At 66.4% G+C, this 15,861-nt stretch carries 14 protein-coding genes; 13 read left to right on the top strand and 1 reads right to left on the bottom strand.

Features of this window, described 5'->3' with window-relative positions:
- Nucleotides 1-1,257: an extracellular solute-binding protein gene (locus XI09_RS41780; RefSeq protein ID WP_271572138.1), complete on the bottom strand. Its 1,257-nt coding sequence runs from the start codon at nt 1,255-1,257 to the stop codon at nt 1-3.
- Nucleotides 1,258-1,421: 164 nt separating this feature from the next.
- Here XI09_RS41780 and XI09_RS41775 point away from each other — a divergent pair, with 164 nt between their 5' ends.
- The 13 genes from XI09_RS41775 to XI09_RS41715 all read left to right on the top strand — a co-directional run bounded on the left by XI09_RS41775 (nt 1,422) and on the right by XI09_RS41715 (nt 15,850).
- On the top strand, nt 1,422-2,180 hold the full coding sequence (locus tag XI09_RS41775; protein ID WP_271572137.1) for an SDR family NAD(P)-dependent oxidoreductase: 759 nt from the start codon (nt 1,422-1,424) through the stop codon (nt 2,178-2,180).
- Between the two features lie 238 nt (nt 2,181-2,418).
- Nucleotides 2,419-3,669 carry an ABC transporter substrate-binding protein gene (locus tag XI09_RS41770; RefSeq protein WP_271572136.1) on the top strand — a complete coding sequence of 417 codons (1,251 nt, stop codon included), beginning with the start codon at nt 2,419-2,421 and terminating at the stop codon, nt 3,667-3,669.
- A 123-nt stretch (nt 3,670-3,792) separates the two neighbouring features.
- Nucleotides 3,793-4,620, top strand: a complete 828-nt coding sequence (locus tag XI09_RS41765; protein ID WP_271572135.1) for a helix-turn-helix domain-containing protein — start codon at nt 3,793-3,795, stop codon at nt 4,618-4,620.
- 190 nt (nt 4,621-4,810) lie between these two features.
- Nucleotides 4,811-5,821: a branched-chain amino acid ABC transporter permease gene (locus XI09_RS41760; RefSeq protein ID WP_271572134.1), complete on the top strand. Its 1,011-nt coding sequence runs from the start codon at nt 4,811-4,813 to the stop codon at nt 5,819-5,821.
- 1 nt (nt 5,822) lies between these two features.
- Entirely contained in the window at nt 5,823-6,905 is a 1,083-nt protein-coding gene (locus tag XI09_RS41755; protein ID WP_271572133.1) for a branched-chain amino acid ABC transporter permease, read from the top strand.
- A complete protein-coding gene (locus XI09_RS41750; RefSeq protein WP_271572132.1) occupies nt 6,898-7,680 on the top strand; it encodes an ABC transporter ATP-binding protein in 783 nt (260 codons plus the stop codon). The genes XI09_RS41755 and XI09_RS41750 overlap by 8 nt, the downstream gene beginning before the upstream one ends.
- A complete protein-coding gene (locus tag XI09_RS41745; RefSeq protein WP_271572131.1) occupies nt 7,673-9,889 on the top strand; it encodes an ABC transporter permease in 2,217 nt (738 codons plus the stop codon). Before XI09_RS41750 ends, XI09_RS41745 begins: the two co-directional genes overlap by 8 nt.
- Nucleotides 9,890-9,892: 3 nt before the next feature.
- Nucleotides 9,893-10,726, top strand: coding sequence for a phosphoenolpyruvate hydrolase family protein (locus tag XI09_RS41740; protein WP_271572130.1), 834 nt, complete (start codon nt 9,893-9,895; stop codon nt 10,724-10,726).
- Nucleotides 10,727-10,753: 27 nt separating this feature from the next.
- Nucleotides 10,754-13,654, top strand: coding sequence for a flotillin family protein (locus XI09_RS41735; protein ID WP_271572129.1), 2,901 nt, complete (start codon nt 10,754-10,756; stop codon nt 13,652-13,654).
- 11 nt (nt 13,655-13,665) lie between these two features.
- On the top strand, nt 13,666-14,103 hold the full coding sequence (locus tag XI09_RS41730; RefSeq protein ID WP_271572128.1) for an SRPBCC family protein: 438 nt from the start codon (nt 13,666-13,668) through the stop codon (nt 14,101-14,103).
- A 2-nt stretch (nt 14,104-14,105) separates the two neighbouring features.
- Complete coding sequence (locus XI09_RS41725; RefSeq protein WP_271572127.1) at nt 14,106-14,549, top strand: SRPBCC family protein; 444 nt, start codon at nt 14,106-14,108, stop codon at nt 14,547-14,549.
- The gene (locus tag XI09_RS41720) at nt 14,549-15,367 is read left to right on the top strand and encodes an FAD binding domain-containing protein (RefSeq protein WP_271572126.1); all 819 of its coding nucleotides are present in this window, start codon (nt 14,549-14,551) and stop codon (nt 15,365-15,367) included. Before XI09_RS41725 ends, XI09_RS41720 begins: the two co-directional genes overlap by 1 nt.
- Before the next feature lie 6 nt (nt 15,368-15,373).
- The gene (locus tag XI09_RS41715; protein WP_271572125.1) at nt 15,374-15,850 is read left to right on the top strand and encodes a (2Fe-2S)-binding protein; all 477 of its coding nucleotides are present in this window, start codon (nt 15,374-15,376) and stop codon (nt 15,848-15,850) included.
- The last annotated feature ends 11 nt before the right edge of the window (nt 15,851-15,861 follow it).

Genomic DNA, 15,861 nt, shown 5'->3' with positions numbered 1-15,861 from the left:
TCAGTTACCCTGCTTCCAGGCCGCCTCGATCGCCTTGGCGGCGTCCTGCGGGTTCATGCTGCCGCCGGCGATCTCTGCGGTGACGTCGTTGACGACGCGGCCGACCGAGGGGCCGAGGCTCTGGTCATAGAAGTTCTGGTGGTAGTTCGACTTCGCCAGATTAGCCGCGATCAGCTTCATGAAGGCGTTGTTGAGGCCGGCGTCCGCGCCCTGCACCACCGGGATGATGAAATTGCTCGCCGCAAGCCGCGTCTGCACGTCCTTGGAGACGAAGTATTTCAGGAAATCGACTGCCTCCTTCGGCGAGCCCTTGGTGATGAGCCAACCGGTGATGCCGCCGAGCGTATCCGTCGGCGCGCCGCCGCCTGATACGACCGGGAAGTCGAACCAGCAGATCTTGTCCTCGGAGAGACCAACCTTGTCGGCGGCGAGCGCGCGCTGCAAATGATAGACGGTGCTGATCGCGAGCGTCATGGCCGCCTTGCCGTCGCCGAAATAACCGACCGCCTGCGGATTCTTGAAGCCCAGGAAACCGTTCTGGAACGGCTGAAGATCGACGAGCTGCTTGAACAGCTCGCCGGACTTCTGGAATGTTTCGCCGGCGAAGCCGCCGTTCTCGCCGCGCAGCGCCGCGTCGAAGGCCGGCTTGCCGCCGATGCGCACGGCAAGATGCGTCCAGTAGAAGTGCAACGGCCATTTGTCGGCGCCGCCGACCACGATCGGCGTGACGCCGGCGGCCTTCAACGTCTTGACGGCGGCAAGCAGGTCGTCCCAGCTCTTGATCCCCGCAGGATCCACCTTCGCCTTGGCCATCAGCTCCCTGTTGCAGAGGAAGCCGACCTGCGACAGCGCGGTCGGCAGACCATAAGCGCGGCCATTGCTGGTGAAGGCTGCGAGCGCTGCCGGCGTCAGGCTGTCGCTGTAACCCTTCACGGAATCGGTGATGTCGTCGAGGACGCCAGCCTCGATCTGCGTCTTCAGGACGCCACCGGCCCAGCTGTAGATGATGTTGGGCCGATCCCTGGATTGCAGGATGGTCGGCAGCTTGGCCTTGTAGGCCTCGTTCTCGAGAAACTGCATCTCGACCTTGACGCCCGGATGCGACGCCTCATAGGCGCGCGCGACCTCCTCCCAGATCTTCACCTGGGCCGGGTTGGCCTCGATGTGGAGCCATTTCACCGTCGTGTCGGCTGCGGCAGAGTTGGCCCAAAGCAGGCATGCGGCAGCGGCGAGTCCCAGCTTCCCGAGCAGTCTCATCACATCCTCCCAACCGGCTCTTATTCTTTGGCTGCAATCCTGCCTTCAATTTTTGAGGTACGCAACTAAAATTCTGATCTATAGACCTCACGCGGGAATGGCTAAGGTCTGGGAAGACTTGGGCGGCGCCTCGCGCCGCCCGCAACGCAACTCGAGAGGTGCCCATGGCCGCCATTTATTCCGACCTCGCCGGCAAGGTCGTTCTCGTCACCGGTGGCGCATCGGGAATTGGCGCTGCGATCGTGCAGCGCTTCGCGCAGCAGAAATCCAATGTCGTGTTCTTCGACATCAAGGCCGACGAGGGCCAGCGCCTGGCGCGCGAATTGTCGGATCAAGGCCTGGCTGCGCATTTCCAGCGCGTCGACCTGACCGATATCGCCGCGTTGCGCGCCAGCGTCGCGGCGACGCGCAACGCGCACGGCGCGATCAATGTCCTCGTCAACAATGCCGCGCATGACGAACGGCACGACACCGAGGAGGTGACGCCGGAGTATTGGGACGACCGCATCGCGGTGAACCTGAAGCACCAGTTCTTTGCGGCGCAAGCCGTGTTGCCGGACATGAAGGCCGCGAATGCCGGCGCCATCATCAATTTCGGCTCGGTGTCGTGGATCGCCGGACAAGGCGGCATGGCCGCGTACACGGCCAGCAAGTCAGGCGTCATCGGTCTCACGCGCTCTTTGGCGCGCGACTACGGCCCCTACAATGTCCGCGTGAACGCGATCGCGCCGGGCTGGATCATGACCGAGCGCCAGCTCGAGAAATGGATGACGCCGGCGGGCGAGATCGAACTGCAGCAGCGACAGTGCCTGAAGCGCAAGCTCGTCCCCGATGAGGTCGCAAAGTTCACCGTCTTCCTCGCGTCTGACGAGGCCTCCGCCTGCACCGCTCAGCACTACATCGTGGATGGCGGCTGGGTGTGAGGTGCTTTGAGGCTGGCGGGCGCATCAGGGCGCGGCACGGTCGCCGATTGCACCGCAAGATCACCTGCGCCGCAGCATTCAAAAATGAGACTGCCCGTCAAACCGGACGAGGCGCCCACGCAGGCACCGCATTCGACTTCGGCTAGCTTCCCTCCAAAGCCACGGGCCGTTCGAGAGCCACGGGGCGTCGCGCCCGGTTCGGCGCGGCAACGAAGCGACGACAACAGGGAGGAGCACAATGTTGAAATGCAGTGTGGGACTGCTCGCGCTGAGCAGCCTGTTTCTTTCGGGCGCGGCGATCGCCCAGGAAAAGATCAAGGTGGGCGTGACCGCAACCCTCGAAGGCACCTACACGGTGCTCGGCGAGGACGGCATGCGCGGCCACCAGACGGCGCTCAACGTGCTGGGCAAGAAAGTCGGTGACAAGGAACTTGAGTTCATCGTCGCGTCAACCGACGCGACGCCGGATTCGGCCGTGCGCGCCGTCCGCAAGCTGATCGAGCAGGACAAGGTGCAGATCCTGCTGTCGCCGCTCTCCGGCGACGAGGGCATCGCGGTGAAGAACTTTGCAAAGACCCATCCCGAGCTGACTTTCATCAATGCGGCATCGGGCGCCCAGGAAACGACCTATGTCGATCCTGCCCCGAACTTCTTCCGCTACAACATGGACGGCGCGCAGTGGCAGGTCGGCCTCGGCAAATACGCCTACGACGAAAAGAAGTATCGCAAGATCGCGACCGTCGGCGAAGACTACTCTTTCATCTACACCCAGGTGTTCGGCCTCGTGCTCGAGTTCTGCGGCGCCGGCGGCCAGGTCACCAACCGGCAATGGGTGCCGCTCGGCACCAAGGACTTTGCCTCGGTGATCGCCGCGCTGCCCGACGATGTCGATGCCATCTATCTCGGACTTGGCGGGGCGGACGCCGTCAACTTCCTCAATCAATATCAGCAGGCCGGCGGCAAGGCGCATCTGATGGGAGGTTCCATCATGATCGACCAGACCATCCTGTCGTCAAAGGGGAATGCCAAGAACGCGCTGATCGGCACCATCGCAGCGAGCGGCCAGGCCGATACCTGGGAGGATCCGGGCTGGCAGAAGTTCGTGAAGGCCTATCAGGACGCCTTCCCGCCCAACAAGCGCTTTCCAAGCCCGTCACTGCTTGCGACCAACTACTACGGCTCGACGATGGCCTTGATCCTGGCGCTGCGCGCGGTCAATGGCGATCTCAGCGACAACCAGTCGAAGTTCAGGACTGCGCTCGCCAAGATCGAGCTCGACGCGCCGAACGGCAAGATCAAGCTCGACTCCAATCGTCAGGCGATCGGCACCAACTTCGTCACCGAGGTCGTCGATGACGGCAAGGGGGCGCTGTTCAGCAAGGTCGTGAAGGTGATCCCGAACGTGAACCAGACGCTCGGCTACGATGCGGCCGTGTTCTCGAAGATCGGGCTCCCGAGCCGTAGCGTGCCGGAATGTAAGAAATACTGACGCATCGCATCGACAGCACATGAGCGGGGAGCGACTTGCTGACGCGGGTGCTCTCCGCTCTTGCAATCTCCGCGGCGTTGTTGAACGCTGGCTGAAAAGACAAGAACATTCGGGAGGGGAGGCATGAGCCGTGCGCTCGCCGTCTTCCACGGCCGGTTCGGTCGGGCGACGGTTTATCAGTTGAACCGCCCTTTCAATATCCACGCCCATCGTGAAGGTCATCTGATCTTCCATGTCGGCGGCATGCCCGCATGCATCGATGTCTCCGGCGGCCACTACGATCTCACCGAAACCTCCGTCGTCGCCGTCAATCCCTGGGAGCCGCACAATTTTCTTCCGACCGACCTCGACGCCGGCGCGATCTTCTTCGTGCTCTACGTCAATCCCGAATGGTTTGCGCCCGATGCATCGGGCTCCGACCGGCTGCGCTTCGGCCGCACGCAGTTCAAGCGCACCGTCGCGCTCGACAAGCACATCCGGCGGACAGCCGCCTTGGTGTGCGGCGCACCATCGCTCTCCAGCCTCGATTCCGAACTCCGGCAGCTGATCGACATCTGCTACGACGAAAGCTGGCAACAGGCGGAGACCGCGCGCGATCCGCGCGCAAACGGCTCCGTCACCGATTTTCGCGTGCGCAAATGCATCAAGATGATGTCGGAGAGCCCCGGCGCCGAGATCCAGCTCGACACGATCGCGCGCGAATCCGGCCTGTCGCGGCCGCACTTCTACCGATTGTTCCGCGTCCAGACCGGCGTCACGCCGAACCTCTATCTCAACACGCTGATCATGGAACAGGCGCTCGAAGCGCTGGTCGCCAGCGAGGCACCGATCGCCGATATCGGCTTCGATCTCGGCTTCTCCTCGCAGAGCGGCTTCACCCGCTTCTTCGCCGCCAATGTGGGGATGGCTCCGACCGACTATCGTCGCGCCGCCAAGGTCTTGCGCGCCTGACCGCCGCGCGAAAAGATACTCACGATCAAACGTCCCTCCCGAAGCCCGGCTAGGATGAGCGCAACGCGATCCCGAGATGGTCGCGACGACGGGAGCGCACGTTCATGGCGAGGCAAGCAGCCGCTGCAAGGCTGTCTGACCTGCATTCGGTGGAGCTTCGGCGCGCTGCCTGGGCAAGCGGGCGGCGCACATGAGCCGTTTCATCGAACGCCATCCCGCCTGGGCGCTGATCGCGATCATCGCGATTGCCGTCGCGCTCTGGCTGGTCTTCGCAGTCTGGCCACCGGGCCTCGAAGAGGCGATCGGCCGCAAGCGCGTCTTCCTCAACGCAGTCTTCAACGGCATCACGCTCGGCGGCCTCTACTTCCTCGTCGCGAGCGGCTTCACGCTGATCTTCGGCCTGATGCGCAACGTCAACCTTGCGCACGGCTCTCTCTATCTGTTCGGCGGCTATGTCGGCTACGCCATCAGCACAGCCACCGGCTCCTGGCTCCTCAGCTTCATCGTTGCCTTCGTCCTGACTGCACTGGTCGGCGTGCTGCTCCAGGTGATCGTGTTCCGGCGCATGGAAGGCCAGGACCTCAGGCAGACCATGGTGACGATCGGGCTCTCGATCGTGTTTGCCGACCTGATGCTATGGGCCTGCGGCGGCGACTTCTACCAGATCCAGACCCCGAGCTGGCTGATCGGGCCCGTGGACCTGCCGCTGATCACGGCGGTGAAATCCTCGGGCGAGCCGGTCTACCTCCGATATCCGGTGGTGCGGCTGGTGATCTTCGCGGCGTCCGTCGTGATCGGCGTCGGCATGTGGCTCGCGCTCAACCGCACCCGGATCGGCATGATCATCCGCGCCGGCGTCGACGATCGCGACATGCTGGCCGCCACCGGCGTCCGCATCCAGCTCGTCTTCGTGCTGGTGTTTGCGTTCGGCGCAGGGCTTGCCGGCGTCGCCGGGGTCGTTGGCGGCACCTTCCAGTCGCTGTCCCCGGGCGAAGACATCCGCTTCCTGCTCGCCTCGCTCGTCGTCGTGATCGTCGGCGGCATGGGCTCGATCCCCGGTGCGGCGCTCGGCGCGCTCATCATCGGCCTCGCCGAGCAGCTCGGCTCGGTCTACATCCCGACCTACGCCATCGTCGTGACCTTCCTGATCATGGTGCTGGTGCTGGCGATCCGGCCGCAGGGCCTGCTGGCGAGGCGCTGACATGTCCCTCGCGCACGATGCCCGCGTTGCCGCCCGCCCCGCCACCACGGCGCAGCATTCCGCACGGGCATGGCCGGAGATCGACAATCCCGCCGCCTGGATCGTCGCGGTCCTCCTCCTGATCATGCCGCTGATCGCCAACGGCTTCTTCCTGATCGAGATCTTCGCCACCACGCTGATCCTCGGCATCATGGCGCTGAGCCTGATGTTCCTGGCCGGCTATGGCGGCATGGTCAGCCTGATGCAGCTCACCATCGCGGGCTTTGCGGCCTACATGGTCGCCGTGTTCGGCGTCAGCGCCAACACCAATATCAGCCTCGGCTGGCCGTGGTGGCTCGCGGTCCCGATGGCGCTCGCGCTCGCGACCATCTTCGGCACGCTCGGCGGCGCGCTGGCCGTCCGCACCGAAGGCATCTACACCATCATGATCACGCTCGCGATCGGCGCGGCCTTCTACTACTTCACCAACCAGAACTGGGCGATCTTCAACGGCCACACCGGCATCAACACCGTCGCGACGCCGCATTTCTGGGGCGTCAACTGGCGCGCCGACATTCCCTTCTACTACGTCGTGCTCGCGGTCGCCGCGCTGTGCTACTTCGCCGTCGACTACATCTCCCGCGCCCCCTTCGGCCTGGCGCTGCAAGGCGTGCGCGACAATCCGCGCCGCATGGCCGCGCTCGGCTTCAACGTCAATGCGCACCGCATCGCCGCCTATGTTTTTGCGTCCTTCGTCGCGGCGCTCGCCGGCGTGCTCCAGGTCTGGAACTACCGCCAGATCTCGCCGGGCTCGGTCAGCGTCGGTGCCTGCATCGACGTGCTGATCATCGCCGTGGTCGGCGGCATCACGCGCCCGATCGGTCCCTTCATCGGCGCGCTGATCTTCGTGCTGCTGCGCACCTTCGCGCTCGATGTCCTGATCAAGTTCGGGCTCGACGGCAACCGCTTCCGGCTGCTGATCGGGCTCGGCTTCCTCGCCATCGTATTCTGGTCCTCGGATGGCGTCATCGGCCTGTGGCAGCGCTGGCGCCAGAGCCATCGCCCCACGACGGGCCGTTCGGGCGGAGCGCACGGCCATGGATAGCGTCGCCCAACGCCTCTCCGCCGTCGGCGCCGGCGCCGCACTCGAGCTGCGTGGCGTCACGCGCCTGTTCGGCGCGCTGGCTGCGCTGACCGACGTCACCATCACCGTGCGTCCGGGCGAGCGGCGCGCCGTGCTCGGCTCGAACGGCGCCGGCAAGACCACGCTGTTCAACTGCATCACAGGTGACTTCCCGCCCTCCTCCGGCACCATCCGCTTCTTCGGCGAGGACGTCACGCACTTCCCGCCCTATGAACGCATCCGCCGCGGGTTACGCCGGACCTACCAGATCTCGGCGCTGTTCCCCGGCCTCACCGTGCAGGACAACGTCTATCTCGCCTGCCGCGGCATCTCGCGCGGACGCTTCTCATTCCTGCGCCCGGGACAGAACGACGCCCTGATGCACGCCGCCGACAACCTCGTGCAGGCCGTGCACCTCACCGCGGTGAAGGACCAGCGCGTCGCCGAGCTCGCGCATGGCCAGCAGCGCCAGCTCGAGATCGCGCTCGCGCTCGCCGGCGCCCCGCGCTTCGTGCTGTTCGACGAACCGGCCGCGGGCCTGTCGCCGACCGAACGGCAGGAGCTGATCGAGATCCTGACCTCGCTGCCCGCCCATATCGGCTACATCATCATCGAGCACGACATGGACGTCGCCTTGCGCGTGGTCGAGAGCGTCACGATGATGCACAACGGCCGCGTCTTCAAGGAAGGCCTGCCCCAGGAGATCCAGTCCGATCCCGAGGTGCAGGAGCTTTACCTCGGAGGCGGCCATGAATGAGGCCCGCCGGCCCAATGCCGCGCTCGAGGTCCGCGGCCTCGACGTCTACTACGGACACTCGCACGCGCTGCAAGGCGTCGACCTCACCCTGGAGAGCGGCGTGTTCTCCGTCGTCGGCCGCAACGGCATGGGCAAGACCACGCTGTGCAAGGCGATCATGGGGCTGGTGGGCGTGAGCGGCGGATCGATCCGCGTCCGCGGCGAGGACATCACGCGGCGCTCGCCGGCCCACATCGCCCGCCTCGGCGTCGGCTATGTGCCGCAGGGCCGCCGTCTCTGGCGCTCGCTCAGCGTCGACGAGCATCTGCGGCTCGCCGGCAGCATGCGATCGGGCGCCTGGACCGTCGAGCGCATCTACGACACCTTCCCGCGTCTCGCCGAGCGCAAGGACCATGGCGGCGGCCAGCTCTCCGGCGGCGAGCAGCAGATGCTCGCGATCTCGCGCGCGCTGCTCACCAATCCGCATTTGCTGATCATGGACGAGCCGACCGAGGGGCTCGCCCCCGTCATCGTGGCACAGGTCGAGGAGATGCTGCTGCGGCTTGGCGAGGACGGCGACATGGCCGTGCTCGTGATCGAGCAGAACATCGGTGTCGCCACCGCGGTCTCGCGCAATGTCGCGATCATGGTGAACGGCCGCATCAACCGCATCATCGATTCGGCGCGGCTTGCCGCCGATCGCGAGCTCCAGCAGCGCCTGCTCGGCGTCGGACTGCATGCGGCGCTCGAGCCGGATACCGACGCGCCCGCTGCCGGCGCCGAGGCGAAGCCGGCCCCGCAGCCGTCGCGCCCGAGCGGCCCGATCCGGATCTACGTCTCCAATCCCACTTTGCCGACGCGCTGGTCGCAGCCGGTCCCGATCGCGCGGATCGAAGCCGCCGCACGCACGCTCTCGACGCAGGTTGCGCGTCTCGACGAGACCGCGCGGCGCAAGCGCGAGCCGGCGACGGCGCAGACATCCGGACCTCCGGTGGTGCTGGTCGTCGGCACGCTCGACACCAAGGGCGCGGAGCTGCGCTTCATCCGCGACATCATCACGGAGAACGGCCTGCGCACACGGCTGGTCGACGTCTCCACCAGCGGCAGGCATGCGAGCTGCGACGTCTCCGCGCAGGAGATCGCGCTGAACCACGGACGCGGCGGCTCGGCCGTGTTCGGCCCGGACCGCGGCGCCGCCGTGACCGCGATGGCGGATGCGTTCGCCAACTGGCTGCGGCGGCAAGGCAATATCGCCGGCGTGATCACTGCCGGGGGCTCGGGTGCGGCATCGCTCGTGGCGCCGGGCATGCGTACCCTGCCCGTCGGCGTGCCGAAGCTGATCATCTCCTCCGTTGCCTCCGGCGATGTCGGGCCCTATGTCGGGCCCGCCGACATCACCATGATGTATTCGGTCACCGACGTGCAAGGGCTCAACGCGATCTCGCGCGCGGTGCTGTCGAACGGCGCGAATGCCATCGCCGGCATGGTGAAGGCGCGCCTCGATCAGCGCGAGGCCAGGGAGCGCGCGACCGCCGCCAGCCTGCCGTCGATCGGCATCACCATGTTCGGCGTGACGACGCCGGCCGTGCAGAAGATCGCCGCCGATCTGCGCGAGGATTTCGAGTGCCTCGTCTTCCACGCCACCGGCGTCGGCGGCCGTTCGATGGAGAAGCTGGTCGAGACCGGCCAGCTCGCGGGCGTCGTCGACCTGACCACGACCGAAGTCTGCGACCTCCTGATGGGCGGCGTGTTTCCCGCGACCGAAGATCGCTTCGGTGCGATCATCCGCACGCGCGCCCCCTATGTTGGCTCGGTCGGCGCACTCGACATGGTTAATTTCGGCGCGCCCGACACCATCCCGGAGCGCTACCGCGGCCGCAAGTTCCACGTCCACAATCCGCAGGTGACGTTGATGCGGACCACGGCCGAGGAGAACGAGCGCATGGGCCGCTGGATCGGCGAAAAGCTCAATCAGATGGACGGGCCGGTGCGCTTTTTCCTGCCCGAGGGCGGCGTCTCCGCGCTCGACGTGCGAGGGCAGCCATTCTGGGATCCGGATGCCGACGCAGCGCTGTTCCGCGCGCTGGAGCGGTCCGTGCGGCAGACCGCCAACCGTCAGCTCATTCGTGTCCCCAAGAACATCAACGATCCCGAGTTCGCCTCCACCATCGCAGCTGCGTTCCGAACGCTGTTCGGCCGCGCTGGGGCGCGCCGGCGACTAGCGAGGTGACCGATGGCCCGGTTTGAACGCGCAGCATTGTTGAAGCGGTTCCGCGAGATGGCACGACGCGGCGAGCCCATCGTCGGCGGCGGTGCCGGCACCGGCCTGTCGGCCAAATGCGAAGAGGCCGGCGGCGTCGACCTCATCGTCATCTACAATTCCGGCCGCTACCGCATGGCCGGCCGTGGCTCGCTCGCCGGGCTGATGGCTTACGGCGATGCCAACGCCATCGTGCTGGAGATGGCCGGCGAAGTTCTGCCTGTCGTCAGCAAGACGCCGGTGCTGGCCGGCGTCAACGGAACCGATCCGTTCCGCGACATGGATGTGTTCCTCGACCAGTTGAAGGTACTCGGCTTCGCCGGCGTGCAGAACTTTCCGACGGTCGGCCTGATCGACGGCACTTTCCGCGCCAATCTCGAAGAGACCGGGATGTCCTATGCGCTCGAGATCGACATGATCGCGAAGGCGCGCGAGAAGGACCTGCTGACCACGCCCTACGTCTTCAGCGAGAAGGAAGCCGCCGCGATGGCGATAGCCGGGGCCGACATCATCGTCTGCCATCTCGGGCTCACCACCGGCGGCACGATCGGGGCGCAGACTGCCCCGAAACTGCAGGACTGCCCGGCGCACATCGACACCTGGGCCTCGGCCGCGCTCAGCGTCAATCCGGACATTCTGGTGCTCGCGCATGGCGGGCCGATCGCCGATCCCGCGGACGCCGATTTCATCATGAAGAGCACCCGCAACTGTCACGGCTTCTATGGCGCGTCCTCGATGGAGCGGCTGCCCGTGGAGCGGGCTCTGACGGAGCAGGTACGTCAATTCAAGGCGATCGGCACGCGATAACGCCTTAAGAGTTCGAGGGAGGACAAGATGTCAGGGATATTGGTCGGCGAGTTGATCCTCTGGCTGATCGTCGCGATCATCGTGATCGTCGTCGCGGTCTACATCGTGAACTGGCTCTACCATCGCTCGTCCAAGGAGACGTCGTTCGTCCGGACCGGTTTCCTCGGCGAGCGCGTGGTGATCAACGGCGGCGCTTTCGTGCTGCCGTTCATCCACGACTACACGCCGGTCAACATGAACGTGCTGCCGATGGGCATAGTCCGCTCCCGCCAGGACGCCGTGATCACCCGCGACCGCATGCGCGTCGATATCGAGGCCGATTTCTATGTCCGCGTCCAGGCGACCCGCGAAGCCGTGTCGATCGCGGCCGCCACCCTCGGCCGCCGCACCATGGAGCCGGAGCAGCTCCACGCCCTCCTCGCCGGTAAATTCATCTCCGCGATCCGGTCGATCGCCTCCGAAATGACTCTCGAGCAAATGCACGAGCAGCGCGGCGAGTATGTCGCCCGCGTCAAGGCCAACGCCGCCGAGGCCCTCGCCCAGAACGGACTCGAACTGGAATCGGTCGCAATCACCGATCTGGACCAGACCGACCTGGAATTCTTCAACCCGTCGAACCGGTTCGACGCCGAAGGCCTGACCCGCCTGATGGAGGACATCGAGGCCAAGCGGAAGCTGCGCAACGACATCGAGCAGGACTCGATGATCAAGATCCGCTCCCGCAATCTCGAGGCCGAGCGGCAGGCGCTGGAGATCGAGCGCGAGAGCGAGACCGCGCGACTGGAGCAGGAACGCGACATCGAGATGCGCCGCGCGCTCCAGCGCACCGAAGTCGCCCGCGAACGCGCACTGCGCGAGACCGAGGCGGAACAGGCCCAGATCTCCGCGCGCGAGACCATCGAGCGCGCGCGGATCGCCAATGACCAGGCCATTGCCGAGGCCCGCATCGCCTCGGAGCGGGAGACCCGCCAGAAGGAGATCGAGCGAACCCGCACCATCGAGGAAAAGGAGCTGCTGGCGCGCGAGGAGATCGAGAAGACCCGGATCGCCAACCAGCGCTCGATCGACACCACCCGCATTGCCTCGGAGCGCGAGGTGCGCCAGCGCGAGATCGAGCGCATGCGCACCGTCGAGGAGGCCGAGATCGCCGCACGCGAGGCGATCGAAAAAGCCCGCATCCAGCAGGACCGCGTCGTCACCGATGCCCGCATCGCCAATGAGGAGGAGACGCGGCGCCGCGAGATCGAGCGCACCCGCGCCGTCGAGGAGGCAGAGATCGCCGCTCGCGAGGCCACCGAGAAGGCGCGCATCGCCCAGACCATGACGGTCAATGTCGAGCGCATCTCCTCGGACGAGCGTACGCGCGCCCTGGAAATCCAGCAGGTCCGCACCATCCAGGAGGCCGAGATCGAGGCGCAGCGCGCGGTCGAGGCCGCCCGCATCGCCCGCGAACGGACGCTGGCCGCCGAGCGTATCGCCGCCGAGCAGAACACGCGGCAGCTCGAGATCGAGCGCAACCAGACGCTCGATGTCGCGGGCATCACCGCGCGCGAGGCCACGGAAGCCTCCCGCATCGCCCAGGAAGAACGGGTGCGCTCGCTGGAGATCGCCCGCAACCGTGCCGTCGAGGAAGCCGATATCGCCTCGCGCGAAGCGATCGAGGCCGCCAGGATCGCGCAGGAGAAGACCGTGGCGGCCGAGCGCATCCAGGCCGAGCGCGAAACCCGCGCGCTCGAAATCGAGCGCACCGGCGTTCTGGAGGCGGCCGAGCTGAAGCGGCGCGACGCGATCGAACGCCAGCGCATCGGCGTCGATCTCGCGCTCGAGGCCGAGCGAATCAATTCGTCCAAGAAGCGCGAAGTGCTCAATATCGAGCAGAAGAAGGCGATCGAGATCGCGGACGAGGACCGCGTCATCGCGCTCTCCACCAAGCGCTCGGAACGGATCGACGCCGACCGCCAGGTCAAGCAGGCCGAGATCGTCGCGCGCAAGGACGTCGAGACCACCGACGTGTCGCGCGAGCAGGCGCTGGAAGCGGCGCGGATCGAGCGCCGCCGCGCCATCGAGCAGCTCGAGGTCGCCCGCGTCCAGTCGCTCCAGGAGGCCGAGATTGCCGCGCGCGAGGAGGTCGAGCGCGCGCGGATCGCGTCGGATCGCGGCCTGGACGAGGCTCGCATCGGCCGCGAGCGCGAGCTGCGCAAGCTCGAGGTCAACCGCGAAAAGGACGTCGAGACGGTCCTGATGGAGAAGGCCATCGCCATTCATCAGAAGTCGCTGGAAGAGTCCGCAGCGCGCGCTGCCGCGGAAGAAGCCCGCATCCATGCGACGGAAGCCACCGAGCGCGTCATCACCGCACGCGAGAGCGAGATCGCAAGGCGGCGCAAGACGGTCGAGGTGCTGCTGGCCGAGAAGCAGGCCGAGGAGACCCGGATCGCGGCCGACGCCGAGCGCGTCCGCGCCACCGTCGAGGCCGAAGCGCAGCGCATGCTCAACGAGGCCGAGAACGTCCTCACGGATCAGGCGCGCTACTCGCTGTTCCGCCGAAAGCTGCTCGACCGCATCGAGGGCATCGTGCGCGAAAGCGTCAAGCCGATGGAGAAGATCGAGGGCATCCGCATCCTCCAGGTCGACGGGCTCAACGGCAATGGCCATGGCGGCAATGGCGGCCGCAGCGCCACCGACGAGGTGATCGACTCGGCGCTGCGCTACCGCGTCCAGGCGCCGCTGATCGATTCCATCCTGTCGGATATCGGCGTCGAGGGCGGCAGCCTCGCCAAGATGCCGGGCCTGATCCGCGAAGCCCGCGACATGCAGGGTATCAAGGAGTCGGCCCGCAAGAGCGGCGGTGGAGGTGGCGACAAGCCCGCCGCAGCGCCCTCCGCTGAAGGCGAACCGCCGCCCGAGCGCGGGCCGCGGAAGAAGAGCTGAGGATCGCGTTCATGGCCCGCGTCTACGTCTCCACCGTCGTCAATGCCCGCAACGACCGCGTCTGGGCGCGGGTGCGCGATTTCAACGGCCTGCCGAACTGGCATCCGGCGATTGCGGAGAGCCGGATCGAGGGCGGCGAGCCCTCGGACAAGATCGGATGTGTGCGAGATTTTCGCCTGCGCAACGGTGACCGCATCCGCGAGAAGCTGCTCGGCCTGTCCGACTACGACATGTTCTGCACCTATTCGATCCTGGAATCGCCAATGGGCGTGGAGAACTACGTCGCCACCCTGCGGCTCACGCCCGTCACCGACGGCGACCAGACGTTCATGGAATGGACCGCCGAGTTCGACTGCGCGCCGGAGCGCGAGATCGAACTCGTCAACAATATCGGCGGCGGCGTGTTCCAGGGCGGGTTTGACGCGCTGAAGCGCGTGTTCGGAGGCTGACCGTGCCGCATATCGTCAAGAGCACGATCCTGGACGCACCGACCGATACGGTCTGGACCGTGCTGCGCGATTTCAACGGGCACGATCGCTGGCACCCGGCGGTTGCGACCTCCACGATCGAGCGCGCACAATCCTCCGACAAGATCGGCTGTGTGAGGCGCTTCAAGCTGAAGGACGGCTCCGAGCTGCGGGAGCAGCTTTTGGCGCTGTCCGATCTGGAACAGTCGTTCAGCTACTGCCTGCTCGATACGCCGGTGCCGATGTTCAATTACGTCGCCCATGTCCGGCTGCTGCCGGTCACCGACGGCGACCGCACCTTCTGGCACTGGGAGTCTCGCTTCACCACGAGGCCGGAGGATCGCGACCGCATCACCCACATGGTCGCCGAAGACATCTACCAGGCCGGGTTCGAGGCGATCCGCCGGCATCTGAAGGAGGCCGCATAATGGCCGTGACAGTGAAGACGTTCACCAGCGCCAGCGAGGCGGCCGGGGCGCTGTCCTCGGACCGCAGCGCGCGCTATCTCGGCGGCGGCACGCTGGTGATGCGCGCGCTGAACGAGGGCGATGTCACGATCTCGACCGTCGTTCGCGCCCACGACCAGGCGCTGACCCGGATCGACGCATCCGGTCCGCGCGTGACGCTCGGGGCCGGCGTCACCTTCGCGCGCGTCCTCGCCGAACGGGACCTCGCCTTCCTGCATGCCCCTGCCCGCTCGATCGGCGGCCCCGCCGTGCGCAACATGGGCACCGTTGGCGGTAATCTCTTTGCCCCCAATCCCTATGGCGATTTCACCGTCGCGCTGCTGGCACTTGACGCCACCGTCGCCGTGCAAGGCGGCTTTGGCGCGCGCGACATTCCGATCGAAGAGTTCCTGCAGGCGCGCGACCGCCAGGCCGGGACACTGGTGCTGTCGGTGTCCTGCACCCGGCCGGCCAGCAGTGAGGCCTTCCGCTATCGCAAGATCGCGCGCATCAAGCCGAAGGGCGGCTCGGTCATCACCCTTGCCGCGCATCTGCCGGTCAGCGGCGGCCGGATCGCGGGCGCCCGCATCGCGCTGGGCTCGATGGCACCGACGCAGATCCGCGCGCGCGCAGCCGAGCGCGCGCTCGAGGGCCGCTCGCTGGATGCCGCGACCATCGCGGCCGCCGCGTCCGCGGCGACCGAAGGAACATCGCCATCCGACAACGCGCTCGGCAGCGCCTGGTACCGCCGCGAGATCGTCGGCGTCCATCTGCGGCGTCTGCTGTCCGGCCAGGAATAGATCGTCATGTCCAAGATCCCTCTGCAATTTCGTCACAACGGCCGCGACGTCGCGATCTTCGTGGACGGCGGCACCAACCTGCTGGTAGCGCTGCGCGAGCTGATCGGCGACATGACGCCGAAATTCGGCTGCGGCCAGGGCGGCTGCGGCACGTGCAGCGTGCTGATCGACGGCGAATTGCACCTCTCGTGCCTGACCCTGGCCGAGACCGTCGCCGGCCGCGCGGTCGAGACGCTCGACGGCATGAAGCAGGGCCCGAATTTGCATCCGCTCCAACGCGCCTTTGCCGACCATTTTGCCGCCCAGTGCGGCTATTGCACGCCGGGCATGCTGATGGCCGCAAAGGCCCTGCTCGACCGCAACCCCGCGCCGAGCCGCGCCGAGGTCGTCGAGGCGATCTCTGGAAATATCTGCCGCTGCACCGGTTACGAGCCCATCATCGACGCCATTCTCGCTGCTTCCGGCGGCCGAGCGAGTGCCTGAGGATCCCCATC

Origin of the sequence: Bradyrhizobium sp. CCBAU 11386, assembly GCF_028128955.1 — a bacterium.
Lineage (GTDB): Bacteria > Pseudomonadota > Alphaproteobacteria > Rhizobiales > Xanthobacteraceae > Bradyrhizobium.
The sequence above is the reverse complement of the archived record's forward strand: the minus strand, read 5'-3'. Positions and strand labels throughout refer to the sequence as shown.